This is a genomic window from Streptomyces javensis, assembly GCF_039525925.1.
Taxonomy (GTDB): domain Bacteria; phylum Actinomycetota; class Actinomycetes; order Streptomycetales; family Streptomycetaceae; genus Streptomyces; species Streptomyces asiaticus.
The window spans coordinates 1-23,603 of the sequence record NZ_BAAAIF010000023.1 but is presented as its reverse complement, the minus strand read 5'-3'; the positions used below and the strand labels follow the sequence as shown (position 1 = coordinate 23,603).

Genomic DNA, 23,603 nt, shown 5'->3' with positions numbered 1-23,603 from the left:
ACGTCAGGCGTGGGGCGTGGATCAGCCGCGGCGGAGCCCGGCGGCGCCGCGCCTCCCGTGCCGCCCGGTCGGCGGCGGCCAGGCTTTCGGGTGACCCGTCCACGCCCGCGGTGATGGGGTGCCTCATGGTGATCTCCGAGGGCGGCCGCGTCCCGTCATTCGTGGGGGACGACGGCGACCGGGCAGCTCGCGTGGTGCACCGCGGCTTGCACCACGGGGCCCAGGCGGGGCCCCAGCGCGGGCGGGTGTTTCCGCCGTCCGACCATCAGCAGATCGCTGTCGGCCGCGGCCTGGACGATGGCACGGGCCGGGCTCTCCAGCCGGATCTCGTCGACGACCCGCACCCGGGGGAACTTCTCCCGCCACGGCCGCAGTACCTCGTCCAGCTCCTGTCGCGCCCGCTCCTTGGTGTCCCGGGCTGTGCCATCGCCCCCGGTGCCGGTGTGGGTCCGGTCGGGCGTTCGTCCGTGGACGGCGTGCAGTGGCACATCGCGGGTGAACGCGGTGACGTAGGCGAACTCCAGGAGGTTGTCCTGCGGGCCGTGCAGGCTCAGGCCCACGACCACCCGCCCCGGGTGTTCTCGTGCCCTCTGTCCCGTGCGCATCAGTATCACCGGCCGCTCCGCCCGGGCGATGGTGTGCAGCCCGATGTCTCCGAGGAAGAAGCTGGCCACCCGGTCCAGCCCCCGCGATCCGAGCACCAGCATGCGGGAGTGGGCCGCGGCGTCGAGCAGGGCCGTCTCGGCCTCGTCCGCCACCAGGTCCTCGATGATGGTGAGCTTCGGGTGGTCCCGGGCCAGCTCGGTGTGCGCGTCGTGCACGATGTGCTTCGCCCAGTAGTTCTGGTCGTCCGCCGCCGGGCTGTCGGGTGTGGGCGGGGCCAGCAGGATCCACGCGTGGGTCAGACGCAGCGCCAGCTCACGCCGCTCCGCCTCGTCCGCGGCCCAGTGTGCGGCGGCCAGGCTCTCGGGCGAGCCGTCGAGCCCCACGGTGACCACTTGTTCCATGGCGGCTGGTTCCATGGCGGTGCCTCCTGCTGGGTTCTCCGGAGTTTCACGCGGCCAGGGCAGAGCCGCCGGTGTCATCAGTGCCGTAGGCGATGTGCTCGGTGACCGAGACCACCCCGTCCACGCCCCGGCACAGCCGCACGATGACCGCGACCAGGCTCCTGGCCTCGACCGATCCGTCCAGCGTGACCTCGCCCTCCCGTACGTCGACCGTCACGGCCGAGGGCGCCAGCCGCAGGGTCCGCCGCAGCAGGTCCCGCTCGATCTCGTCGCGGATGGCGTCGTCGTGGCGCAGGAAGACCCGCAGCAGATCGCCACGGCTGACGATGCCGAGCAGCTTGTCGGTCTCGTCCACCACGGGAAGCCGCTTGATGTTCCGGTCCGACATCACCCGGGCCGCCTCGACGACCGTCCACTCCGCACGCGCGCACACGGCGGGCGCCGACATCAGCTCCTCCGCCCTCGCCCCCTCCGCCTTCGCGCGCTCCCACGCCTCCAGGTGCGGGACCGGCAGGAGCCCGGAGGGGTCCGCCTGGCCGGACGACTTGCGCAGCAGATCGCCCTCGGACACGACGCCGACCGGGCGTCCCTCACCGTCCACGACCGGCACGGTGGTGACATCGCACTCCGCGAGCAGCGCCACGAGTTCCTTGAACGGCATGTCACGGGGCGCCTGGACCACCGGGCGCGTCATGAGGTCTCCGACCGTTCTGTGGTGCATGTTCCGACTCCTCTCGCACACTCGCGGCGGGTCGGCCGGTGTTCCCGTCGCGGAGCCCGGCCCTCGTCGAGCCCGGCTCCCTCGTCGAGCCTGCCAGCTCGCCCGCGCCGCCGAATGAGCCTCATGGCTCCCTCTCCCGGCCACCCGGCCCACCACGGGGCCATCCGGCCCCTCGACCGAGGGCGTTCCGCCCCCAGGACACCGCTCACCGGCGGTGTCACAGTGGACGGCGTCAGGCAGGAGAGGCGGGATGTCGATGCGTGCCCATATCGGCGACCAACTGATTGTCGAAAGCCCTACCACCGGTGCCACCAAACGCGACGGTGAGATCGTCGGACTCCACCATGACGACGGGACACCTCCCTACGACGTGCGGTGGTCGGACACCGACCAGATCACCCTTGTGTTCCCCGGACCGGACGCACACATTCAGCCCATCGGCCACGGGCCCGGAGGGCAGCGGGAGGCAACCGGGCAGCGTGCGTCCGCCGCGACACACCGCGGCCCTCGTTCGCTCTCCGAAGCGGTGGTCATGTCGTTGGTGGAAGACGCCACGGCCGCCCCGTCGATGCACAACGCCCAGCCCTGGCGGTTCCAGTACTTCCGGCGGAGGCGGGTCTTCCATCTGCGGGCCGACCTGCGGGGGGCCCTGCCGCACTCCGATCCCGAACTCCGCGCCCTGCACATCGGCTGTGGCGCCGCCCTGATGAACCTGCGGGTCGCGGTGGCCCACGAGGGCTGGGAGGCGCAGACCCAGCCGCTGCCCGACCCCGGCGACCCGATGCTGCTGGCATCGGTGACCCTGACCGGCCCGCTCGGCGACGAGGCCGACCCGGCCGCCCTGTACCCCGCCGTGCACACTCGGCACAGCAGCCGGTACCCGTTCGCCGAGACACAGATCCCCACGCCGGTACGGACCGCGCTCGTCGACGCCGCACACCGGGAACAGGTCGCGCTGGCCTTCGTCTCCGGCTGGCATCTCCAGCACGTCATGGACCTGGCGCTGGAGGCCGAGGCCCGCAACCTCACCGACGCCGGCGCCGCCGCGGACCTGGCCCGCTTCACCCGCGCCACGGACGATCAGCGGCCGGCCACCGAAGGGGTCCCGGAGTACGCCTTCGGGCCACGCCGCCGGATCGGCAAGGCCCCCATGCGTGACTTCGCGGGCGGCAAGACCGTCCCCGGCCGTCCGACCGCCGACTTCGAGACCTTGCCCCATCTGGCGTTGCTGAGCACCTCCCGCGACCGTCCCGTGGACTGGCTGCGCACCGGCCAGGCGGTGGAGCGGGTTCTGTTGCGGGCCACGCTGGACGGGTTGTCCGCCTCGTTCGTCACACAGGCCCTGGAATGGCAGGACCTGCGCTGGCCACTGCGCGACCCGATGTCGGGCATGGCCTACGTACAGACGGTGCTGCGGCTCGGATACGGCCCTGCGGGCACGCGGACCCCCAGACGGCCGGTCGACGACGTGCTGGACATCGAGCCGTAGCCCCGGCCCCGCGTTTCCGGGAGGATCGCCCTCAGGCCGTGTGCTCCGCCTCGTCCCGTCCGACGCCCCGGAAGTGGCATTCCACGTCCACGACCCCCTCCACGGCCCGGGCAAGGCGCGCGGCCACGGGGATCAGCGCGGTGTCGTGGATTTGTCCGCCAAGCGTGACGACTCCGTCCCGGACGTGGACATGGACGCTGCTGCCGGGGAGGACGTCGGACACCACCGTGCGACGGACCTCTTCCTCGATGTCCTGGTCCGAGCGGAGGAAGACCTTCAGCAGATCGCCCCGGCTGACGATTCCCAGCAGCTTGCCCTCGGCGTCGACCACGGGAAGCCGTTTGACCCCTCTGACGGCCATGATCCGGGCCGCCTCGGCCAGCGTGGCGTCCGGATGCACGGTCACCGCCGGGGAACTCATCAGCTCCTCCGCCGTCAACGCCCCCGCCTTCGCCAGGTCGGGGAGGCGCCGCAGCTGCTGGAACCGGTCCGGGTCGCTGTCCCGGAACTCCTCCTTGGGCAGCAGATCGGCCTCGGAAACGACACCGATGACACGGCCCTCGCCCTCCAGCACCGGCATGGCACTCACCCGCCACTGGCCCAGCGTCTGCACCAGTTCCTTGAACGACGCCTCACGCCCGACGGCGACCACCGTCCGGGTCATCACATCGCTCACGATGTGGAAAGTCTCGGACACGGGAGTACCTCCCTCCGCGCGGCGTTCCGGGGGCTCTTCCCCCTTCAGTGTCCGGCTCGCCGGTGTCCCCCGGCCACCCGAGGGCCACGCCGTTCAGCAGATCCGGGGCAGCTGCTCGCCGAGTGGCAGATCCACGATCCGGGTCCCGCCCAGTCCGGTGCGGGCCACGACCGTGCCGGGGTGTTCGGCCACGCACGCGCCGATCACGGCCGCCCCACGTCCCAGCGGATGCGCGCGCATCGCGTCCAGGACCGCGTCGGCGTGGGTCCTGGGCACGAAGGCCACCAAGCGTCCCTCGTTGGCCACGTACATCGGGTCCAGGCCGAGGAGGGCACAGGCGGTGGCGACCGCTTCCGGGACGGGCACCGCCGCCTCGTCCAGGACGACGCCGGTGTCGGAGGCTGTGGCGATCTCGTTGAGTGCGGCGGCCAGGCCGCCTCTCGTCGGGTCGCGCAGGACGTGGACCTCGGGGGTGACGGCGAGCATCGCCTGGACCAGTCCGGCCAGGGGCGCGGTGTCACTGACCACCTCGGTGCCGAAGGTCAGCCCTTCGCGGACGCTGAGGATGGCGATGCCGTGCTGTCCGATCGGTCCGCTGACGATCACCACGTCGCCGGGCCGGGCCCGCTGCGGACGGATGTCCACCCCCTCGGGGATCAGCCCGATCCCCGAGGTGTTCACGTACACACCGTCGCCGTGGCCGGAGTCGACCACCTTGGTGTCCCCGGTGACCACGGTGACGTCCGCCGCGCGGGCGGCCGCGCCGAGGGCCTGGGCGACCCGGCCGACGGTGCTCAGTTCCGTGCCCTCCTCCAGGATGAACGCGCAGGACAGGTGGGCGGGAACGGCTCCGCTCATGGCCAGGTCGTTGACGGTGCCGTTGACCGCCAGGTCCCCGATGCTCCCGCCGGGGAAGAACAGCGGGCGGACGACGTAGGAGTCGGTCGAGAAGGCCAGCCGGGCGCCGCCGAGCGTGACGGCGGCCGAGTCGGTGAGTCCGCCCAGCGTCTCGCCGCCGTAGGACGGGAGGAACAGGTGCCGGGTGAGCTCCGCGGAAAGCGCTCCGCCCCCACCGTGGCCCATCACCACCACCGGGTGGTCGCGCAGCGGCATCGGGCAGGACCAGCCGGTGGTGTCGGTGGTGCTGTCAGTCAACGGAAGCCGTCTCCTCCGTGCGGGGCGTGGCCAGACGCCGGTACAGGTAGTAGGCGGCGCACGCGCCCTCGCTGGAAACCATGGTCGCGCCCAGCGGTGTGCGCGGAGTGCAGGCGGTGCCGAAGGCCGCGCATTCATGGGGTTTGACCAGCCCCTGGAGCACCTCTCCGCTGCGGCACACCGCGGGCTCGGCGGTGGCCACGTCGGCGACCTCGAACCGGTGCTCGGCATCGTAGTCCCGGTAGGCGTCCGTCAGCCGCCAGCCGCTGCCCGGAATGGTGCCGATGCCGCGCCAGGCGCGGTCGGTGGTGGTGAACACCTCGCGCAGCACGCTGAGGGCGACCGGGTTGCCCTGTGGGCGCACGGCGCGTGGGTAGGCGTTCTCGACGCGGTGTTCGCCCCGTTCGAGTTGGCGGACCGCCCGTCGGATGCCCTCCAGGATGTCCAGTGGCTCGAATCCGGTGACCACGATGGGCACCTTGTGGGTGTCGGCGAGGGCTGGGTACTCGAGGGTGCCCATCACGCTGCACACGTGTCCCGCGGCGAGGAACGCCTGGACGCGGCAGTCCGGGGACCGCATGATCGCCTCGATGGCCGGTGGCACCCGGACATGGGAGACCAGCAGGCTGAAGTTCCGTACCTCGAGCCGCTTGGCCTGGTGGGCCGCCATGGCGATGGCGGGCGCGGTGGTCTCGAAGCCGACGCCGAAGAACACCACCTGCCGGTCCGGGGTCCGCTGGGCGATCCGCAGCGCGTCCAGCGGTGAGTAGACGACTCGGACGTCCCCGCCGTCGCTCTTGACCCGGAACAGGTCACGGCCGCTTCCCGGTACCCGGAGCATGTCGCCGAACGAGCAGAAGACCACGCCCGGGCGGGAGGCGATCTCCAGCGCCTTGTCGATCACCTCCAGTGGAGTGACGCAGACTGGACACCCCGGGCCGTGGATCAACTCGATGTTCCCGGGCAGAAGTTGGTCGATGCCGTGCCGGATGATCGAGTGCGTCTGACCCCCACAGACCTCCATCACCGACCAGGGCCGGGTGACCGTCCCGGCGATGTCGTCCAGGAGCCGTCGGGCCAGGGCAGGGTCCTGGAACTCGTCGATGTACTTCACCGGTTCTCCTCCTCGGGCGCCGTTCCCACCTCGGCCGCCGCACGCGCCCAGGCATCGCCGAACTCTTCGTCCAGCGCCCCGATCCGCTCGAAGAGCCGGAGGGTGGCCAGGGCGGACTCCTCGTCGAGCCGCTGGATCGCGAAGCCGACATGGACGATCGCGTACTCACCGACCTCGATCTCCGGCAGATAGGCGAGGCAGACGTCCTTGATCACCCCGCCGAAATCGACCCGCGCCATCGGCGTACCGTCCCGTTCCTCGATGCCGACCACGCGGCCGGGTACCGCCAGACACATGCGCTCCTCCTCGGTTCCTCACCTCTCGGCGACACGGGCGGCGACGACCGCCTGCCCCAGGGCCAGGCCGCCGTCACCGGGCGGGACCACCCGGTGGCCGAGGACGGTGAATCCGTCCTCGGCCAGCCCGGCGGTGCACATCCCGTCCAGGAGTGCGTTGGCGAACACCCCGCCGGTGAGGACGACCGTCCGCACGCCCGTGCTCCGACGCGCCCTCCGGCAGGCCGTGCGGACCGCACCGGCGACCGCCAGGTGGAAGCGGGCGGCGATCAGCGGGACCGCCGTACCCGCGCGAAGATCGGCCACGATCGCCGCCAGCAGCGGTGCGGGATCCTCCAGCGCGAACGGGTAGCCGTCCCGCACCCCGTCGGCGGTCACGGCCGCCGCCTCCAGCTCCATGGCGGCCTGGGCCTCGTACCCCGCCCGGTGACAGACACCCAACAGCGAGGACACGGCGTCGAACAACCGCCCCACGCTGGACGTCGGCACACACGCGATACCGCGTGTCAACTGGGCCTCCAGCAGACGACGTTCCTCGGGCGGGCAGGTGGCGGCGCACGGCAGGTCGGGCGACCAGGCGAGGCCGGCCGCGCGCAGATGGGCCAGTGCCATCCGGTACGGGTTGCGCACCGCCGCGTCACCGCCCGGGAGGGGGACATAGGCCAGATGCGTCAGGCGGCGGTAGCGGGCGTAGTCGGCCAGCAGCACCTCGCCGCCCCAAACGGCGCCGTCGTCGCCGTAGCCGGTGCCGTCGAAGGCGATACCGATGACCGGCTCGTCCAGCCCGTGCTCCGCCATCGCGGAGGCGATGTGGGCGTGGTGGTGCTGGACCAGGGTGAGCGGTCGGCCGTCACGCCGGGCCCATCGCGCGGACCGGTAGCCGGGGTGGCGGTCGGCGGCGATGCGGACCGGCTCGACGCCGGTGAGCGCCCGCAGGTGGCTCTCGGCGCGTTCGAAGGCGTGCCGGGCGGACAGGCTGTCCATGTCTCCGATGTGGGCGGACGGCCAGGCGGCGTCGCCGTCCGCCAGGCACAGGGTGTTCTTCAAGTCCCCGCCGACCGCGAGGACCGGGCGGACGGCCACGGGGAGGCGGATGCGCGCGGGGGCGAGGCCGCGCGAGCGGCGGATCGGCAGGGGCGAACCGTCCGCGCGGACCCGGACCACCGAGTCGTCACAGGCCACCACGATGGGCCGGTCATGCCAGAGCCAGGCGTCGGCCAGCCCGTCCAGGCGGAGCATCGCCTCCCGGTCGTCGGTCACCAGCGGCTCGCCGGAGAGGTTCCCGCTGGTCACCACGAGGATGCCGGGACCGGGTGGGTCGCCCGGAAGGCCGAACAGGAGCCGGTGCAACGGGGTGTAGGGCAGCATGACCCCGATGTCCGGGCTCCCCGGGCACACCCGCGGTGCGAGCGGAGTCGGGGACCGGCGGCGCAGCAGCACGATGGGGCGGGACCGCCCGGTGAGGACGCGGCGCTCCGCCGGGCCGAGGTGGCCGAGCCGGGCGGCGGTGTCGGCATCGGGGGTCATGACGGCGAACGGTTTCTCGCCACGTGCCTTGCGGCGCCGCAGTTCGCCCACGGCGCTCGGGGCGGTGGCGTCGCAGACCAGGTGATAGCCGCCGATGCCCTTGATCGCCAGGATCGCCCCGGCTGCCAGCATCCGCCGGGCCTCGGTCAGCGCGGCCCCGCCCTCCCGCCGTACGGCGCCGGTGAGCCTCAGGCGTGGCCCGCAGGCCCAGCAGGCGATGGGCTGGGCGTGGAACCGCCGGTCGGACGGGTTCGTGTACTCCGCCGCGCAGTCCGGGCACATCGGGTAGGCCGCCATGGTGGTGGTGGCCCGGTCGTAGGGCGTGGCGGTGGTGATGGTGAAGCGTGGGCCGCAGTCGGTGCAGGTGAGGAACGGGTGCCGGTGGCGGCGGTCGGCAGGATCGGCCAGCTCGGTCAGGCAGGGGTCGCAGGTGGCGGCGTCGGGCGGGACCAGGGTGCGGCCGTGGCCCGTCAGGGAGGACCCGATCGCGAAACCGGTGCCGCCGGTCGGGGGCAGCTCCGAGGTGGCCACCGAGGCGATGTCCGCCAGTGGGGGTGCGTCCGCCGTGAGCCGGTGGCAGAACGCGGCCACCGCCTCAGGGCCGCCCTCGATCTCGATCCGCGCCCCGGCCGGTCCGTTGGCCACCTGTCCGGACAGGCCAAGCTCGGTGGCCAAGGCATGGACGAAGGGCCGGAAGCCGACTCCCTGCACCACGCCGCCGACCGCCACCAAACGGCGGACCGGCCGTCGCGAGCCCTTGGTGTCCGGCTCGGCCGCGGCGGAGCCGGACACCAAGGGCTGTTTCATGGACACGGCGCTTCCGTCCGGAGTGGTCGAGCCTGCGCGAGGGTTCCGGCCGTGCCGTGAAACCCGTCCGACCAGGCCGTTCGTCATGTTAGGAACGGGTCCTGCCACCTTGGGAAACCACGCCCGCGCGGCGGCCCGACGCACCCCGAACGGCCCAGCCGACGCACCATGCCGCCAAGCAGGCGGACTATGCGGTCCCCCGGTCGTCGGCCGGCGTGCTCGCGCGCCGAAGCCGGTCGTACGCCTCGTCGATGGCCTTGGCCACGTGGCGGATCAGCTCGGGGAGCGCGTCGGCCACCGCGGTGCTGAACCCGCGGCCGAGGCCGAAGTCCTCCCCTTCCACCGCGTGCACCGTCAGTTCACTGGGCATCCGGTCGAGCGCCGCGGCCAGGGCGAAGGTCTCACCGAGCCCGAGGGCGTGGGTACTGGCGGAGCGCACGGCGCATCGGGCGGCCCGCTCCGCGGTCAGGGTGTGCAGCCGCCCCGGCTGCCCGGGGTGGGCGTGCACCACCTCGACCACGACGACGGCGTCCTGACGGCGCCACAGGCCGAGCATCCTTCCGGGCTCGCCGTCGCTGTCGGTCAGCACCGTGCCCTCGGGCGCTCGGGACCGCAGGGCCTCGATGACGGCCGGTCCGGCCCCGTCGTCCCGTCGGTACGTATTGCCCACGCCGATGACCACGACCCGGCCCGTCATCCGCGCTCCACCGTCAGGTCCAGGAAGTGCGCGGAGCAGGAGATGCACGGGTCGTGGTTGCGGACGGCCCGCTCGCACAGCGCGGTCAGCTCCTCGTCGCCGGGCGGCTCGCCCGGCCCATCCAGGCGGGACTGCACCTGGCGGCGCAGGTCGTCCTCGATGGCGGCCTGGTTCTGCGCGGTGGGCGGCACGATACGGGCGAGGGTGAGGGTGCCGTCGGCGTCCATGGCGTAGCGGTGGTAGAGCAGCCCGCGGGGCGCCTCGGTGGCCGCGCAGCCGGTCGCCGGGCGTGGTGGCACCGCGACGTGCGGCCGGGAGGGCGGCTCGTAGGCATCGATGATCCGCAGCGCCTCGGCCACGGCGTGGGCCACCTCGACGGCGCGGACGATGATGCTCCGGAACGGATTGCGGCACACCGTGCCGGTGGTGGGATCGCCGAGCCCCGCCGCGCGCGCGGCGTCGAGGGCGGAGGGGTGGAGCCACCGTCCGCTGACCGCGTACCGGGCCAGTGAGCCGGTCAGGTAGTGGTGGCCGTCCAGCTCGGACACCAGGGCGGTCGCATGGGGGACCTGTCGTTCGACCACATGGCGCTCGAACTCCTCCACCGGAAGCGCTCGCACGGGGGTGGCGCCGTTCGAGCCCGCCCCCGCGGCCATGACGGCCGGGGTTCCGGAGTCGATGGCGTACCGGCCGGGGTCGCGCATCGCCAGGAACGGGCCGTCGTACCGGGCCTCGGGGAAGTCGAAGCCGGCCACCCAGCGCACGGTCTCCAGCGCGTCGTCGTGGGCCCGGCGCAGCCGCTCGGCCAGTGGGATGAGTTCGGCCGGGGCGGGCACGTGGTAGAACCCTCCGACGCGGACGTTGATGGGGTGGATGGCGCGGCCACCGAGTTGCTCCATGATGGTGTTGCCCGCTTGTTTGATCCGCAGGCCCCGTTCCACGGCCGCGCGGTGCTCGCGGGCGAGTTCGACGGCGCTGGGGTGGCCGAGGAAGTCGGGGGCGTGCAGCAGGTGGATGTGCAGGGTCTGGCTCTCGATCCATTCGCCGTAGTAGAGCAGCCGCCGCAGTTGGGCGAGCGGCCCGTCGACCGTCACCCCGCAGGCCCGCTCGATGGCCTGGCATGCGGTCGTCTGGTAGGCGACCGGGCAGATTCCGCAGATCCGTGAGGTGATGTCGGGTGGCTCGCCATGGCCGCGGCCGACCAGGAACGCCTCGAAGAAGCGGGGCGGCTCGTAGATCCGCAGTCGCGCCTCGCTGACCGTCCCGTCGCGCACGGCCAGGTGGAGGGCCGCTTCCCCCTCCACCCGGGCGAGTGCGTCCAGACGCAGCACACGGGAACCGCGGTGGCTCATCGGGGCTCTTCTTCCGCCGGGGGCTCGGGGGCCCGCTGGGCCGCGAGCTCGGGTACGGGGCCGTATTCGGGGGAGGCCGCGTTGAAGGTGCGGAAGACGCGCACGATGTCCCGCTCGGTCATGCCGTCGTGCCGCAGCTCGCGCACCATGGCCTCCAGGTTGGGTTGGGCCATCGGCCCGAAGCAGCCGTAGCACCCGCGCCCGTAGGCGGGGCAGAGAGCGCCGCACCCGGCGTGGGTGACGGGCCCCAGGCACGGGATGCCCTGGGCGACGGTGATGCAGGTCGTGCCGCGCCGCTTGCACTGGAAGCAGACGCTGTGGCTGGAGATGTTCGGCTTCCGCCCGGCCAGAAAGGCCGTGATCACCTCCAGCAGCTGGCCGCGGTCGATCGGACAGCCCCGCAACTCGAAGTCGACCGGTACATGCGCCGAGATGGGGGTGGAGGTGTCCAGCGTCGCGATGTACTCCGGACTGGCGTAGACCGCGGCCCGGAATTCCTCGACGTCCGCGAAGTTGCGGAGCGCCTGGATGCCACCCGCGGTGGCGCAGGCGCCGATGGTGACCAGGCGACGGGAGATCCGCCGGATGTGGTGGACGCGCCGGACGTCCTCGGCGGTGGTGATGGACCCGTCCACCAGGGAGAGGTCGTACGGTCCGGTCCCCGCGAGGGTGGCCCGCTCCCGGGAGTCCTCCGCGCTGGACATCTCCAGGAAGTGCGTGATGCGCACCCGGTCGGTGAGCGGGAGCAGCTCATCCTCGCAGTCGAGCAGGGTCAGCTGGCAGCCGTCGCACGAGGCGAACTTCCACACGGCGAGGGAGGGGCGGGAGTCTGGTCCCATGTCACAGCTCCCTGACGGCGAGCAGGGGCTGGGCGCGGTCGTAGCCGACCACCGGGCCGTCCCGGCACAGCAGCAGCGGCCCGAGCTGGCAGTGACCGCAGTGGCCGGTGCCGCAGCGCATGTTCCGTTCCAGCGACACCTGGACCCGACGCGCGGGCAGGCCGCGGGCGAGCAGCGCCCGGGCGGTGTGCCGGATCATCACCTCGGGGCCGCAGAGCAGCGCGGCGGTCCGATCCGGGCGCCAGTCGACCCGGTCCAGCAGGGTGGTGACCACGCCCACGCTGCCACGCCAGCCGGGGCCGGGCCGGTCGACGGTCACCTCCACCTGGGCCGAGGCGCGCCGCCAGTGCTCCAGCTCCTCCCCGTAGAGCAGATCCTCAGGGGTGCGGGCCCCGATCAGCACATGAAGGCGGCCGTAGTGCCCGGGGTGGCCGAGCACATGGCGCACCACCGGGCGCAGCGGGGCGAGTCCGATGCCACCGGCGACCACCAGGACGTCCGACCCGGCCGCCGCGTCGAGGTCCCAGCCGGTGCCGTAAGGGCCCCGCAGGCCGATCGCCTCCCCCGCCCTGAGCCGGCACAGCGCGCCGGTGACCGCGCCGATCGCGCGCACGGTGTGCACCAGACGGTGACCGTCACCGGTCGCGCTGACCGAGATCGGCACCTCCCCGACGCCGAAGGCGTACACCATGGCGAACCGGCCCGGCGAGAACTCCGGCAGCGCCCGCCGCACCGGTGCCACCTCCAGCGACACACAGTCCGCGGTCTCCGTCGAGACGGCGGTCACCCGGTACGGCAGGGGCACGGTGGTCACGACGGGACGCTTCCGTGCGGTGTGTACAGGTCGAGCAGCCGCAACCGGGTGGCCTGGAGCCGGTCGGCGATCAGCGCCGCGCAGCGCAGCATCAGCTCGTATCCGAGCTCCGTGTCGGCCATGCACAGCTCACGCACCTCGGCCGCGGGAAACTCCCAGGTCCGCACGGGCCCCAACGCGCGGGCGCCCAGGTGCCAGCGGTACGGCGGGAAGATCCACGACCATCCGAGCTGCTGCCGCGGCCCGATGGTCTCCACCACCTGGGCCCGGCGCCCGGGAACGTACACGTCCAGGGCGACCTCGCCGGAACGGATCAGCCAGAACCGGTCGGCGACACCGCCCTCGTCGAACAGGGCGCTGCCGGCGCGGAAGTCCCGCTCGTCGGCGAGCGTGAACAGCCGGTCGCGCTGCACCCGCGGAAGGGTGTCCAGCAACAGCGGCTCCCCGGTCATCGTGGCTCGTCCTCCGCACGCCGGGTCCAGTCGTGCAGGGCCGCGGCCTCCTCGGTGATGTCGATGGCGACCGGACACCAGACGATGCACCGGCCGCATCCCACACACCCCGACGACCCGAACTGGTCGTACCAGGTGCCCAGTTTGTGGGTGAGCCACTGCCGGTAGCGGCTGCGCGGCGAGGCGCGTACGGGTCCGCCCGGCAGATAGGAGAAGTCCAGGTCGAAGCAGACGTCCCAGACCCGCCAGCGCTCGGCGTGGTCCCCCGTCAGGTCGGTGACGTCCTCGGTGGTGGTGCAGAAGCAGGTGGGGCACACCATGGTGCAGTTGCCGCAGGTCAGGCAGCGGGAGGCGACGTCGTCCCAGCGGGGTGCCTCCAGCGTTTCCGCCATCAGCCGTCGCATGTCGGTGTCCGGCATCGTGCGGCCCATCCGCTCGGCGGCGGAGGTGACGGCGTCCACGGCGGCCCGGCAAACGGCCTCCGGGGCCGGTTCGCCCGGCAGCTCCGCCAGGATCTCGGCCCCCTCCGTGCTGCCGGCGCGGACCCAGAACCGGTACCCCTCGTCATCGACCAGCTCGGTCAGCACCAGGTCGTACCCGGGCCCGGCGGCGGGGCCAGTGCCCATCGAGACGCAGAAGCAGGTCCCACCGGGCTCGGTGCACTCGACCGCCACCAGAAACGCCCCGGACCTCCTGCCCCGATAGACCGGGTCGGAGTGCGGCCCGGCGGTGAGAATCCGGTCCTGGACGGCGATGGCCCGCAGATCGCAGGAACGGACGCCGAGGAACGCGAAGCGGGGAGGGGTGGTGTCGTCCGCCTCGATGACCAGCTCTCCGCCCGCGCGCTCGGCCGTCCACTGGCGGACCCGGGCGGGGTGCAGGAAGGTCTTCCACGACTGCGGACCGGCCGCGTTGGCGAACGCCGCGCCATCCGTACGCGACCGCAGCCGGTACTGCCCGGCTTCGAGGTCCACACCCCATCCGTACGGCAGCTGAGCGGCGGACTCCAGCTCTTCCAGCACGATGGCACGGTCCCGGACCGTGGGGCCGATCACCGTGTACCCGCGGGCCCGCAGAACATCGACCAGAGCGGCCAGCCCGTCCGTGCCGATCACGGCTCCCTCGGCCGAAGGAAGTGTCGACGCACTCACCACTGCCCACCTCGGTCATCGCCGGATTACAAGGCCCATGTGCGCACACATACCGCCCTGAGTGCGGGAATTCCGGCCCCGACACGGCCGTGATCGGCCGAATGCGCGGGACCCCACCGCTGGTGGGCGTATCAGCGCCGCCTCACCACGGCCCGGACGGGCCACCGCTTGGCCACCATCCGGGAATCAGGGCCACCAACCTCTCCGCCGACAGCAAGGACCTGCTCCAGCAGGTCCGGGACGCCAAGGCGGCGGTCGTCAAGGACAACTCGGTGCCCGGCTACACCGTGCGGCCGTCCCAGGTCCCCGCCGAGGCGGTGACGTCCTCCGGCTCCGGTCTGGACCCGGACATCTCCCCGCGGTACGCGGAGATCCAGGTCCATCGGGTCGCGGCGCGGAACGGGCTGTCCGTCGGCCAGGTGGAGAGGCTGGTCGAGGACCACACCGAGGGGCGCGCGATCGGGTTCATCGGCGAGCCGCGGGTGAACGTCCTCGAGCTGAACGTCGCGCTCAAGGACGCGGTGGCCAAGTGCTGAGGAGTTCCGCGGCCTTCAGGAACGGGAGCCGGCGGCCGGAGACATTCTCCGGCCGCCGGCTGTTTGTGCCACGTGCGGCGGCGGCTAGGCGGGGGAACCGCTGCGCGGTCGCTCCGGCAGCACGGCGCGGTCGGCGGGGGGCGCGGCGTCCGTGGTGGTCTTGGTGGTGGTGAGGTCCTCGATGCGGTCGGCGAACCCCGGCTCCGGCAGCGGGAGGTCGATGTCGGGGTCGTCGGTGAAGTCGACGGCCTCGGCGACGTAGTGGATGACCGCCCTGGTGGCGGGCGGGACCTCCTGTCCCCTCTTCAGGCCGTGCAGGATGCGCAGGGCGGCGGCCATCTCGTGGTCGGTGGCGGTCCAGTCCTCCACGGTGTCGGTGACCGGCGGGATGTCGTTGCCCGCCTGCTCGTGCCACCACTCGAGCCATGCGTGCGCCTGGCCGTCCTCGCCCAGGGCCATGTGGTGGAGGTAGAGGCAGTACGCGGCGGCGGGGTCGCCGGCCCCGGCGGCGAACTGCCACCAGAACTGGGCGTGGTCCTCATGCCCGGCCAGCTGGAGTACGCAGCCCAGGACCCGGGAGCCGGGCGGTTCGAGGATGCGGCGGGTGAGGAAGTCCCGCAACTGGGTCAGGGCGTCGGGCCGGGCGATGATCGCCTCGCACAGCGTGTGCAGATCCTGCGCCATCCGCTCATCCGCGCCCGGCGCCGCGGCTCCGGCGGCCGCGGCGGTCCGCGGGCCCTGTTGTGGGGGGAGCTCCTGGGGCGGGACGCCGCCGGGGCCCGCGCGGCGGGCGACGAGCCGGGCCTCGGCGGCCTCGAAGTCGATGGGAGGGGTGGGGTTGAGCAGGGCCCGGGCGAGGATGCGGTCAATGGGTGAGGTCATCGGTTGTCCTTGGCCAGGAGTTGTTGCAGACGGCGGCGGGCGTAGCGGACGGTGGAGCGGACGCCGGCCTCGGTGATGCCGAGGTGGGTGGCGGTCTCGGCGACGCTGTAGCCGCGGCAGTGGAGCAGGATGACCACGTCCTGCTGGCGCTCGGGGAGTTTCTTGATCGCCTGATAGAGGTTCAGGCTCTCCTCCAGGGCGGCGATGGGGTCGACCGCGTCCTTGAGGATCGCGGTCTCGAAGGTCGCGTTGTCCAGGAGGGCGGGGCCCCGGTTGCGGGCCCTGGCGAGGTCGATGACCCGGTTCTTCATGACCTTCCAGGCGTAGGCGGCCGGGTTCTCCATGGTCAGCACCTTGGGCCAGCAGCGCAGGAGTTGTTCGAAGGCGGCGTCGACGGCCTCTTCGGCGTCCGCGTGGTTGCCGAGGTAGACCATGGCGCGGTCTATGTACGCCTTCCGGTGGAGCTGGTGGAAGGCGCGGAAGTCGGCGGGGAGTCCGGCGGTCATCGAGGTGATCTCGCGCGAGCGCGGGAAGTCGTTGGTCACCGCTCCCCTCCCTCCGGGTTGTTGCGATGCAGTTCCGATACGCCGACGCGGACTCCCATCGCGGCCGCGCGGCGCAGGAGGGCGATGGCGTCACTGCCGAATACTCGGGTGACGAGTACGGCGGTGACGACGTTCACCACGGTTTGAAGATTCACCGGACTTCGCTGTCCTTCTGTTCGTCGTACGAGGGTGGCCCCCACACGCCCCGCGAGTGCGCCGTGTTGCGCCCTCTGTTCAGATAGCGCGCGCCGACGCCGGTTCGTGCATCGGATGAGCCTAAAATCTTACGGAACGCAGCGATCCAATTACGCAAATATGAAAATCTCATCGCCAGATTCGGGGGTGCGGGTCCGAGCCGGTACCGCCCGGCGGCGCCTGCGGCGGGCTTGTCCCCTCCCCGCCCCTTCCCACAACCAAGGGCTCCGCCCCTGGACCCCGGGCCGCACAGCCCGCCGTCGCTCCGAACAGCTCACCGGCCAGGACGCCGACGGGCCCACCCGCCGACGCGGCCAGGGGCAGGGGCGAAGCCCCAGCTCCACTCCGCCCCAGGCCCCGGAAACCGACAAGCCAACCAACGCCGCGAATGACTCACCGGCCAGAACACCGACCGCACGCACCCCCGCGACCCGGCCAGGGGCAGAGGCAAACCCCCAACTCCACCCCGCCCCCGACCCCCAAGACCTACAAGCCGACCGCCACCGCCAACAACCACCGGCCAGGACGCCGACCGCACCACCCGCGACACGGCCGGGGGCCGGGGCGAAGCCCCAGCTCCACTCCGCCCCGGGCCCCGGAAACCGACAAGCCAACCAACGCCGCGAATGACTCACCGGCCAGGACGCCGACCGCACGCACCCCCGCGACCCGGCCAGGGGCAGAGGCAAACCCCCAACTCCACCCCGCCCCCGCCAACAACCACCCGCCACAACACCGACCGCACCACCCGCGACATGGTCGGGGGCCGGGGCGGAGTCCCGGTTGTGGGAAGGGGCGGGGAGGGGGACAGCCCCGCCGCAGGCGGCATGAGCCGCGGGACATCGCCTAGCCGGTGAGCGACTGGGTGCCGAGCACCGTGAGGAGGGCGAGGCGTTCGGCGTCCTCGGTGTGGGGCTCGGCGGTGTAGACCACGATGCGCAGATCGCTGCCCGCCACGGTGAGCACATCGCAGTCCAGCGTCAGCGGGCCCACCCGCGGATGGTCGATGGTCTTGCGCGATGCCTCGTGGTGGCCGACGGCGCCGGAGTCCCACAGCTCGGCGAACCGCTCGCTGTTCGCGCGCAGTTCCGCGACCAGCCGCCGCAGCCGCTGGTCGGCCGGGTAGCGGGCGGCGGCCGTGCGGAGGTCGGCGACCAGTGCGGCCTGGAACTCGCTGCGGGCCTCATGGGTCTGCCGGGAGCCGGTGTCCTCGCTGACGAAATGGCGCCAGACTCCGTTGCGCTCGTTGCCGCGCCACCGGGACGGATCGCCCCTCAGGGCCACATACGGCGGGTTGGCCATGAGCAGCGTCCAGGACGCGTCGCTCACGGCCACGGGCGTTCCGGTCAGCCGGTCCAGCAGCCGCTGGACGCTCGGGGTGATGTACGCGGGGACCGTCTCCGGGCCGGGTGGGGCCAGTCCGGCCAGCCGGAAGAGGTGGGCTCGCTCGGCCGACGACAGCCGCAGGGCCCTGGCCAGGGCCTCGACGACCTGGGTCGAGGGATGGGACGCCCGGCCCTGTTCCAGGCGGGTGACGTAGTCGACGGAGATCCCGGCGAGCAGGGCCAGCTCCTCACGGCGCAGCCCGGCCGCGCGCCGCTGTCCGCCGGCCGGCAGCCCGGCGGCCTCCGGCGGGACCCGGTCCCGCCAGCGCCGTACCGCCTGTCCGAACTCCGTGGTCGCCATGGTCACCAGTCTGCACCCCGCGCCGGGGACGAGCCTGGTACCCGCGGTCCCAGGAAGACGGAGCACCTGGCTGTCCGCCCGGACCGGACGCAGCCTGGAGGCATGACAACAACACTCATCACCGGAGCGAACAAGGGTCTCGGCTTCGAGACCGCCCGCCGTCTGATCGCCGAGGGCCACACCGTCTACCTGGGCAGCCGGGACGCCGAGCGCGGACGCCGCGCCGCCGAGCGGCTGGGGGCGGGGGCGCGGCTGGTCGTCCTCGATGTCACCGATGACGCCTCCGTGGCCGCCGCCGCCAAGACCGTCGAGGCCGACGGCGGCGGACTGGACGTCCTGATCAACAACGCCGGTATCGAGGCGCGGACGCCGGACGGCGGGGTGATCGGTGCCGCGGAGGTCACCGCCGACATGATGAAGGAGGTGTTCGAGACGAACGTCTTCGGCGTGGTGCGGGTGACCCATGCCTTCCTGCCGCTGCTGCGGCGGTCCGCCGCCCCGGTCGTGGTCAATGTCAGCAGCGGGCTGGCCTCGCTGGAGCGGGTCTCCACCCCGGACACCCCGACGCACGCCTATCCGGGGGTCGCCTATCCGGCGTCGAAGGCCACGGTCAACATGGTCACCGTGCAGTACGCGAAGGCGTTCCCGGAGATGCGGATCAACGCCGTGGAGCCCGGCTACACCGCCACGGACCTCAACGCGCACACCGGTCACCAGACCGTCGAGGAGGGAGCCGAGATCATCGTCCGGATGGCGACGGTGGGCCCGGACGGCCCGACGGGAGGCTACTTCGACATCGAGGGCACCCTTCCCTGGTAGCGGGTGCGCCACAGCCACCTGATGTCGCGGGCGAAGGACCAGCTGAGCAGGGTCAGGGCCAGCAGGGCGGCGCCGAAGGCCGCCGGATACGGGAGCACATCGGCGCCCACGACCAGCAGCAGGACGCCCTGGAGCGCGGCCACCGTCTTGCGGGCCGTACTCGGGGGCAGCTGGCCGTTCAGCCAGGGCAGCACCCATGCCGCGGCCACGAAGGCGTAGCGCATGGCGCCGATCAGCAGCACCCAGGGGCCGAGGAAGGTGGCCACGTAGATGCTGAGCACCAGGATGAGGACGGCGTCGACCTCCATGTCGAACCGCGCGCCCAGGGAGGACGAGGTGCCGGTGCGGCGCGCCACCTGTCCGTCGACCGCGTCGAGGATCAGCGCGACGGCGGTGAGGGACACCAGGGCGGTGACCGGCGTCGGGCTCTCGAAGGAGTCGGCGACCAGCGCGGTCACCCCGCCGACGAGCGTGGCCCGTGCCAGGGTGACGCGGTTGGCCGCGCCGAAGGAGGCGAGCCAGGACCGCTGGAGGGCGCGGGTGAGCACCGCCCAGGTGGCGACCGCGAAGGCCAGGCCGGTCAGCCAGCCCGCGGGTCCCAGGTCGATCGCCGTGCCGAGCAGGACGAGCAACAGCAGCTGCGCGGCCGCGCCCGCGGCTGTCTCATTGCGCAACAGCGTCGTGTTGTAGGGATTGTTCAGGGCCACCGTGCACCCTCCGGGCTGTGTGGCGGAGTGGATGGGTGCCGCGTACCGTGTTCGCGGCTTCATGGTCATCCGTACGTGGACCACCGTCCGATTGTTCAGCCCCTCAGGAGAACGTCGTATGACGCGCACCGCCCGTGCCTTCTGGCTCCACTACCCCGGACACGGCGAGATACGGGAGGTGGAGCTGGCCGAACCCGGGCCCGAGGACGTGGTGGTGCGCACGCTGTGCTCCGGGGTGAGCCGCGGTACGGAGACCCTGGTCTTCCGCGGTGGCGTACCGGAGAGCCAGTACGGCGCGATGCGCGCGCCGTTCCAGGACGGCGAGTTCCCGGGGCCGGTGAAGTACGGCTATCTCAATGTGGGTCTGGTCGAGGAGGGCCCGGCGGCCCTGCGGGGGCGCACCGTCTTCTCCCTGTATCCGCATCAGACCCGCTATGTGGTCCCGGCGAGCGCGGTGACCCCGGTGCCCGAGGGCGTGCCCGCGCCGCGCGCGGTGCTGGCGGGGACGGTGGAGACCGCGGTGAACGCCGCGTGGGACGCCGCGCCGCTGCTGGGCGACCGGATCGCGGTGGTGGGGGCGGGGATGGTGGGTGCCTCCGTCGCGGCGGTGCTGTCCCGGTTCCCGGCCGTACGGGTGCAACTGGTGGACGCCGAACCGGCGCGCGCGGAGGTCGCGCGGGCGCTCGGGGTGGACTTCGCGCTCCCCGGGGAGGCGGCGGGCGACCTCGATCTGGTGGTGCACGCCAGCGCCACCGAGCAGGGGCTGGCGCGCTCGCTCGAGCTCCTCGCCCCGGAGGGCACCGTGCTGGAGCTGAGCTGGTACGGGGACCGGCGGATCGGTCTGCCGCTGGGCGAGGCGTTCCACTCCCGGCGGCTGACGGTGCGCAGCAGCCAGGTGGGGACGGTGTCCCCGGCCCGGGGCGCCCGCCGCTCCTACGGCGACCGGATGGCGCTGGCGCTCGAACTGCTCGCCGACCCCGCCTTCGACGCCCTCGTCACCGGCGAATGCGGTTTCGAGGAGCTTCCCGAGGTGCTTCCGAGGCTCGCCTCGGGCGAGATTCCGGGGTTGTGCCACCGGGTTCGCTACGACGCGGAATCTGCCGTGTCGCCCGGCTGAACACGGGGAACGCGACGGCCGTACTAGAGGGCGTGCCCCGGCTGAGGGCCCGACGCGCCGTATCTGGAGGGTCATCCGTTGTTCAGCATCACCGTTCGCGATCACATCATGATCGCTCACAGTTTTCGCGGCGAGGTCTTCGGACCCGCGCAGCGGTTGCACGGGGCGACGTTCCTCGTGGACGCCACCTTCCGCCGTGCCGAGTTGGACGACGACAACATCGTCGTCGACATCGGCCTGGCCACCCGTGAGCTGGGGGAGGTGTGCGGCGCGCTCAGCTATCGCAACCTCGACGACGAACCCGACTTCAAGGGGATCAACACCTCCACCGAGTTCCTCGCCAAGGTGATCGCCGACCGCCTCGCCGAGCGGGTGGGCTCGGGCGCGCTGGGCGAGGGCGCCCGGGGCCTGTCCGGGATCTCCGTCACGCTGCACGAGTCGCACGTCGCCTGGGCGAGTTACGAGCGTGGCCTATGAACCCGGCCGCACCGCGCACGGTGCACTTCGTGATGCCCGGCGGTGTGGCCGACCCGGCCACGCCGAGCGGCGGCAACGTCTACGACCGGCGGATCTGCCGGGATCTGCCCGGCTTCGGCTGGCGGGTCGAGGAGCACGCCATCGCGGGCGACTGGCCCCAGCCGGGCCCGGCGGCCCGCGCCGAGCTGACCCGGCTCCTGACCACGCTGGCGGACGGCACGCCCGTCCTGCTCGACGGGCTGGTGGCCTGCGCGCTCCCGTACATCGTCGTTCCGCAGGCCCAGCGGCTGCGGCTGTCGGTGCTGGTGCATCTGCCGCTGAGCGACGAGACGGGGCTGGCCCCCGGCCGGGCCGAGGATCTGAAGGCGCTGGAGGGCCGGACGCTGCGCGCGGTGCGGACGGTGGTGGCCACCAGCGCCTGGGCGGCCGGGCGGTTGGTGGAGCTGCACGGGCTGGTCCCGGACCGGGTCCATGTGGCGGCGCCCGGCGCCGACATCGCGCCGCTCGCCTCCTCCGGCGGCGACGGCTCGCGGCTGCTGTGCGTGGCCTCGGTGACCCCGCGCAAGGGGCAGCTGCGGCTGGTCGAGGCGCTCGCGCGGATCGACGACCTGCCCTGGGCTTGCGACTGTGTGGGATCGCTGGAGCAGGACCCGGAGTACGCCGCCCGGCTCCGGGAGCTGGTCGAGAAGCTGGGCGTGGCCGACCGGGTGCATCTGCTCGGCCCGAGGACCGGCGCCGAGCTGGACGCCGGCTACGCCTCCGCCGACGCGATGGTGCTCGCCTCGTACGCCGAGACCTACGGCATGGCGGTGACCGAGGCGCTGGCCCGGGGGATCCCGGTGCTGGCCACGGCCGTCGGCGGGGTTCCGGAGGCGGTCGGGCAGGCGCCCGACGGCAGGGTGCCGGGCATCCTCGTCGACCCGGACGACCCCGACGCGCTCACGGCGGCGCTGCGCCGCTGGCTGGGCGACCCCGGGGCGCGCCGCCGGCTCACCGCCGCCGCGCACGAGCGGCGCACCGCGCTGGCCGGGTGGGAGAACACCACCCGCAATCTGGCCGGTGCGCTGGAACAGCTCCGAGACGAACCGCGGAGGGCCGCGTGAAGACGACCGACGTACCCCGTTACACCCCCGACTGGCTGGAGCTGCGGGAGGGCGCCGACGCGGCGGCCCGCTCCCCCGAACTCCTCGAGGCGCTCCGCCCCCGGCTGTCCGGCCCGCCGCTGGTGATCCACGACCTGGGCTGCGGCACCGGCTCCATGGGGCGCTGGCTGGCGCCCCGGCTGAGCGGTCCGCAGCTGTGGATCCTGCACGACCGCGACCCCGATCTGCTGGACCGGGCGGCGGTGCGGATGCCCCGGGCGGCCACCGACGGCAGCCGCATCACCATCGCGACGGCGCGCGGCGACCTCTCCCGGCTGACCGCGAGCACGCTGGACGGCGCCTCGCTGGTGACGGCGTCCGCGCTGCTGGACGTGCTCACCCCCGAGGAGGTGGACGGGATCGCCGCGGCCTGCGCCGAGGCGGAGTGCCCTGCGTTGCTGGCGCTGTCCGTGGTGGGGCGGGTGGAGCTCACCCCGGCCGACCCGATGGACGCGGAGATCACCGAGGCGTTCAACGCCCATCAGCGGCGCGGCGGTCTGGTGGGCCCCGACGCGATGGCGGTGGCCTCCGAGGCGTTCGCCCGGCACGGCGCCACGGTACGGACCCACGCCAGCCCCTGGGTGCTGGGCGCCGAGCACTCCGCGCTGACGGCCGAGTGGCTGCGGGGCTGGGTGGGCGCGGCCGTGGAGCACCGGCCGGAGCTCGGGGCGCACGCCGAGGCGTATCTGCGCCGCCGGCTGGCGATGGCCGCGGCGGGCGCGCTGCGGGTGGTGGTGCACCACCACGATCTGCTGGCGCTGCCCGCGCCCCGCACGCTGGGGGCGGCCGCGTGACCGGCGCGCTGCGGGCCCGGCTCGGGGCGGCCGCGGGCGTCGCCATTCTCGGGGTGGTGCTGTGGCGGCTGGGCACCGGGGCCTTCGTGGACGGCTTGCGCACCGTCGACGGGCTCACCCTGCTGGCGGCGGTCGGCCTCGGCCTGCTCACCACGGTCTTCAGCGCCTGGCGCTGGTGTCTGGTGGCTCGGGGGCTGCGGATCCGGCTGCCGCTGGGCCCGGCCGTCGCCGACTACTACCGCGCGCTGTTCCTCAACGCCGCGCTGCCCGGCGGGGTGCTCGGCGATGTGCACCGCGCGGTGCGGCACGGGCGGGACGCGGGGGATGTCGGCCGGGGAGTGCGCGCGGTGGTGCTGGAGCGGGTCGCGGGCCAGGTGGTGCTGATCGCGGTGGGGGTGGCGATCCTGCTGGCCCGTCCCTCACCGGCGCTGGAGCACGCCGGTCGGCTGATCGGCGGGCCGGCCGCGGCATGGGCACTGGCCGCGGGGTGCGTCCTGGCGCTCCTCGCGGTGGCGGCCGTCCGGCGCCGCCGTGCGGCACCGGTGGCCGGGCGGCGGCGGGGCGCGGTCCGCGGCGCGCTCCTGG

General features: G+C 73.0%; 25 protein-coding genes and 2 pseudogenes. 8 read left to right on the top strand and 19 right to left on the bottom strand.

Annotated elements, in window-relative coordinates; genetic code table 11:
• Position 1 precedes the first annotated feature (1 nt).
• The 3 genes and pseudogenes from ABD329_RS48260 to ABD329_RS21500 all read right to left on the bottom strand — a co-directional run.
• Positions 2-127: pseudogene (locus tag ABD329_RS48260) on the bottom strand (universal stress protein); the annotation flags it as partial.
• A gap of 28 nt (positions 128-155) precedes the next feature.
• Positions 156-1,022, bottom strand: a complete 867-nt coding sequence (locus ABD329_RS21505) for a universal stress protein (RefSeq protein WP_246618352.1) — start codon at positions 1,020-1,022, stop codon at positions 156-158.
• Between the two features lie 31 nt (positions 1,023-1,053).
• The gene (locus ABD329_RS21500; protein ID WP_198276437.1) at positions 1,054-1,728 is read right to left on the bottom strand and encodes a CBS domain-containing protein; all 675 of its coding nucleotides are present in this window, start codon (positions 1,726-1,728) and stop codon (positions 1,054-1,056) included.
• A 250-nt stretch (positions 1,729-1,978) separates the two neighbouring features.
• Here ABD329_RS21500 and ABD329_RS21495 point away from each other — a divergent pair, with 250 nt between their 5' ends.
• The gene (locus tag ABD329_RS21495; RefSeq protein WP_198276436.1) at positions 1,979-3,217 is read left to right on the top strand and encodes an Acg family FMN-binding oxidoreductase; all 1,239 of its coding nucleotides are present in this window, start codon (positions 1,979-1,981) and stop codon (positions 3,215-3,217) included.
• A gap of 31 nt (positions 3,218-3,248) precedes the next feature.
• Here ABD329_RS21495 and ABD329_RS21490 read toward each other — a convergent pair whose 3' ends face one another.
• The 11 genes from ABD329_RS21490 to ABD329_RS21440 form a co-directional block, all read right to left on the bottom strand.
• On the bottom strand, positions 3,249-3,914 hold the full coding sequence (locus ABD329_RS21490; RefSeq protein ID WP_309142677.1) for a CBS domain-containing protein: 666 nt from the start codon (positions 3,912-3,914) through the stop codon (positions 3,249-3,251).
• Between the two features lie 93 nt (positions 3,915-4,007).
• Positions 4,008-5,027: a hydrogenase expression/formation protein HypE gene (gene hypE, locus ABD329_RS21485; RefSeq protein ID WP_198276445.1), complete on the bottom strand. Its 1,020-nt coding sequence runs from the start codon at positions 5,025-5,027 to the stop codon at positions 4,008-4,010.
• A 34-nt stretch (positions 5,028-5,061) separates the two neighbouring features.
• Positions 5,062-6,183, bottom strand: a complete 1,122-nt coding sequence (gene hypD, locus ABD329_RS21480; RefSeq protein WP_198276435.1) for a hydrogenase formation protein HypD — start codon at positions 6,181-6,183, stop codon at positions 5,062-5,064.
• Complete coding sequence (locus tag ABD329_RS21475) at positions 6,180-6,479, bottom strand: HypC/HybG/HupF family hydrogenase formation chaperone (RefSeq protein ID WP_198276434.1); 300 nt, start codon at positions 6,477-6,479, stop codon at positions 6,180-6,182. Before ABD329_RS21475 ends, hypD begins: the two co-directional genes overlap by 4 nt.
• Before the next feature lie 18 nt (positions 6,480-6,497).
• The gene (hypF, locus tag ABD329_RS21470) at positions 6,498-8,813 is read right to left on the bottom strand and encodes a carbamoyltransferase HypF (protein WP_198276433.1); all 2,316 of its coding nucleotides are present in this window, start codon (positions 8,811-8,813) and stop codon (positions 6,498-6,500) included.
• Positions 8,814-9,000: 187 nt separating this feature from the next.
• Positions 9,001-9,510: a hydrogenase maturation protease gene (locus ABD329_RS21465; RefSeq protein ID WP_198276432.1), complete on the bottom strand. Its 510-nt coding sequence runs from the start codon at positions 9,508-9,510 to the stop codon at positions 9,001-9,003.
• Positions 9,507-10,862 (bottom strand): Ni/Fe hydrogenase subunit alpha, encoded by a 1,356-nt coding sequence (locus ABD329_RS21460; RefSeq protein ID WP_198276431.1) that lies wholly within the window; start codon positions 10,860-10,862, stop codon positions 9,507-9,509. The genes ABD329_RS21465 and ABD329_RS21460 overlap by 4 nt, the downstream gene beginning before the upstream one ends.
• On the bottom strand, positions 10,859-11,701 hold the full coding sequence (locus tag ABD329_RS21455) for an NADH-quinone oxidoreductase subunit B family protein (RefSeq protein ID WP_198276430.1): 843 nt from the start codon (positions 11,699-11,701) through the stop codon (positions 10,859-10,861). Before ABD329_RS21455 ends, ABD329_RS21460 begins: the two co-directional genes overlap by 4 nt.
• 1 nt (position 11,702) lies before the next feature.
• Positions 11,703-12,515 carry an FAD/NAD(P)-binding protein gene (locus ABD329_RS21450; RefSeq protein WP_198276429.1) on the bottom strand — a complete coding sequence of 271 codons (813 nt, stop codon included), beginning with the start codon at positions 12,513-12,515 and terminating at the stop codon, positions 11,703-11,705.
• A complete protein-coding gene (locus tag ABD329_RS21445; protein ID WP_198276428.1) occupies positions 12,512-12,967 on the bottom strand; it encodes a cyclic nucleotide-binding domain-containing protein in 456 nt (151 codons plus the stop codon). Before ABD329_RS21445 ends, ABD329_RS21450 begins: the two co-directional genes overlap by 4 nt.
• Positions 12,964-14,121 (bottom strand): 4Fe-4S dicluster domain-containing protein, encoded by a 1,158-nt coding sequence (locus ABD329_RS21440; RefSeq protein ID WP_198276427.1) that lies wholly within the window; start codon positions 14,119-14,121, stop codon positions 12,964-12,966. The genes ABD329_RS21445 and ABD329_RS21440 overlap by 4 nt, the downstream gene beginning before the upstream one ends.
• A 188-nt stretch (positions 14,122-14,309) precedes the next feature.
• On the opposite strand from ABD329_RS21440, the pseudogene ABD329_RS21435 reads away from it, so the two are divergent.
• A pseudogene (locus ABD329_RS21435) lies at positions 14,310-14,654 on the top strand (potassium-transporting ATPase subunit C); the annotation flags it as partial.
• 84 nt (positions 14,655-14,738) lie between these two features.
• Here ABD329_RS21435 and ABD329_RS21430 read toward each other — a convergent pair.
• From ABD329_RS21430 to ABD329_RS21415, 4 genes are all read right to left on the bottom strand, one after another.
• Complete coding sequence (locus tag ABD329_RS21430; RefSeq protein ID WP_198276426.1) at positions 14,739-15,536, bottom strand: hypothetical protein; 798 nt, start codon at positions 15,534-15,536, stop codon at positions 14,739-14,741.
• Positions 15,533-16,081, bottom strand: a complete 549-nt coding sequence (locus tag ABD329_RS21425; RefSeq protein WP_309142676.1) for a sigma-70 family RNA polymerase sigma factor — start codon at positions 16,079-16,081, stop codon at positions 15,533-15,535. Before ABD329_RS21425 ends, ABD329_RS21430 begins: the two co-directional genes overlap by 4 nt.
• Positions 16,078-16,236 carry a hypothetical protein gene (locus tag ABD329_RS21420; protein WP_198276425.1) on the bottom strand — a complete coding sequence of 53 codons (159 nt, stop codon included), beginning with the start codon at positions 16,234-16,236 and terminating at the stop codon, positions 16,078-16,080. Before ABD329_RS21420 ends, ABD329_RS21425 begins: the two co-directional genes overlap by 4 nt.
• Before the next feature lie 886 nt (positions 16,237-17,122).
• Positions 17,123-17,962 (bottom strand): helix-turn-helix transcriptional regulator, encoded by an 840-nt coding sequence (locus tag ABD329_RS21415; protein WP_344316766.1) that lies wholly within the window; start codon positions 17,960-17,962, stop codon positions 17,123-17,125.
• Positions 17,963-18,064: 102 nt separating this feature from the next.
• On the opposite strand from ABD329_RS21415, the gene ABD329_RS21410 reads away from it, so the two are divergent.
• The gene (locus ABD329_RS21410; protein WP_198282013.1) at positions 18,065-18,781 is read left to right on the top strand and encodes an SDR family oxidoreductase; all 717 of its coding nucleotides are present in this window, start codon (positions 18,065-18,067) and stop codon (positions 18,779-18,781) included.
• On the opposite strand, the gene ABD329_RS21405 is transcribed toward ABD329_RS21410, so the two are convergent.
• Positions 18,748-19,488, bottom strand: coding sequence for a CDP-alcohol phosphatidyltransferase family protein (locus ABD329_RS21405; RefSeq protein WP_198282012.1), 741 nt, complete (start codon positions 19,486-19,488; stop codon positions 18,748-18,750). The genes ABD329_RS21410 and ABD329_RS21405 overlap by 34 nt on opposite strands.
• Before the next feature lie 118 nt (positions 19,489-19,606).
• On the opposite strand from ABD329_RS21405, the gene ABD329_RS21400 reads away from it, so the two are divergent.
• From ABD329_RS21400 to ABD329_RS21380, 5 genes are all read left to right on the top strand, one after another.
• Positions 19,607-20,605, top strand: coding sequence for a zinc-dependent alcohol dehydrogenase (locus ABD329_RS21400; protein ID WP_344316765.1), 999 nt, complete (start codon positions 19,607-19,609; stop codon positions 20,603-20,605).
• 78 nt (positions 20,606-20,683) lie between these two features.
• On the top strand, positions 20,684-21,082 hold the full coding sequence (locus ABD329_RS21395; RefSeq protein ID WP_037950130.1) for a 6-pyruvoyl trahydropterin synthase family protein: 399 nt from the start codon (positions 20,684-20,686) through the stop codon (positions 21,080-21,082).
• Positions 21,079-22,185 (top strand): glycosyltransferase family 4 protein, encoded by a 1,107-nt coding sequence (locus ABD329_RS21390; RefSeq protein ID WP_198280576.1) that lies wholly within the window; start codon positions 21,079-21,081, stop codon positions 22,183-22,185. The genes ABD329_RS21395 and ABD329_RS21390 overlap by 4 nt, the downstream gene beginning before the upstream one ends.
• Positions 22,113-23,018, top strand: a complete 906-nt coding sequence (locus tag ABD329_RS21385; protein WP_425574364.1) for a class I SAM-dependent methyltransferase — start codon at positions 22,113-22,115, stop codon at positions 23,016-23,018. The genes ABD329_RS21390 and ABD329_RS21385 overlap by 73 nt, the downstream gene beginning before the upstream one ends.
• Positions 23,015-23,603: lysylphosphatidylglycerol synthase domain-containing protein (locus ABD329_RS21380; protein WP_344316763.1), on the top strand; the 589-nt coding region annotated here is incomplete at its 3' end. The genes ABD329_RS21385 and ABD329_RS21380, both read left to right, overlap by 4 nt.

Excerpts from the sequence above, each read along its gene's own strand:
- ABD329_RS21500 (WP_198276437.1), bottom strand. The coding sequence starts at position 1,728 with ATGCACCACAGAACGGTCGGAGACCTCATGACGCGCCCGGTGGTCCAG.
- ABD329_RS21410 (WP_198282013.1), top strand. The coding sequence starts at position 18,065 with ATGACAACAACACTCATCACCGGAGCGAACAAGGGTCTCGGCTTCGAG.
- hypE (WP_198276445.1), bottom strand. The coding sequence starts at position 5,027 with ATGCCGCTGCGCGACCACCCGGTGGTGGTGATGGGCCACGGTGGGGGC.
- ABD329_RS21465 (WP_198276432.1), bottom strand. The coding sequence starts at position 9,510 with ATGACGGGCCGGGTCGTGGTCATCGGCGTGGGCAATACGTACCGACGG.
- ABD329_RS21390 (WP_198280576.1), top strand. The coding sequence starts at position 21,079 with ATGAACCCGGCCGCACCGCGCACGGTGCACTTCGTGATGCCCGGCGGT.
- ABD329_RS21415 (WP_344316766.1), bottom strand. The coding sequence starts at position 17,962 with ATGGCGACCACGGAGTTCGGACAGGCGGTACGGCGCTGGCGGGACCGG.
- ABD329_RS21445 (WP_198276428.1), bottom strand. The coding sequence starts at position 12,967 with ATGACCGGGGAGCCGCTGTTGCTGGACACCCTTCCGCGGGTGCAGCGC.
- ABD329_RS21495 (WP_198276436.1), top strand. The coding sequence starts at position 1,979 with ATGTCGATGCGTGCCCATATCGGCGACCAACTGATTGTCGAAAGCCCT.
- ABD329_RS21400 (WP_344316765.1), top strand. The coding sequence starts at position 19,607 with ATGACGCGCACCGCCCGTGCCTTCTGGCTCCACTACCCCGGACACGGC.
- ABD329_RS21475 (WP_198276434.1), bottom strand. The coding sequence starts at position 6,479 with ATGTGTCTGGCGGTACCCGGCCGCGTGGTCGGCATCGAGGAACGGGAC.
- ABD329_RS21505 (WP_246618352.1), bottom strand. The coding sequence starts at position 1,022 with ATGGAACCAGCCGCCATGGAACAAGTGGTCACCGTGGGGCTCGACGGC.
- hypF (WP_198276433.1), bottom strand. The coding sequence starts at position 8,813 with ATGAAACAGCCCTTGGTGTCCGGCTCCGCCGCGGCCGAGCCGGACACC.
- ABD329_RS21430 (WP_198276426.1), bottom strand. The coding sequence starts at position 15,536 with ATGACCTCACCCATTGACCGCATCCTCGCCCGGGCCCTGCTCAACCCC.
- ABD329_RS21460 (WP_198276431.1), bottom strand. The coding sequence starts at position 10,862 with ATGAGCCACCGCGGTTCCCGTGTGCTGCGTCTGGACGCACTCGCCCGG.
- ABD329_RS21455 (WP_198276430.1), bottom strand. The coding sequence starts at position 11,701 with ATGGGACCAGACTCCCGCCCCTCCCTCGCCGTGTGGAAGTTCGCCTCG.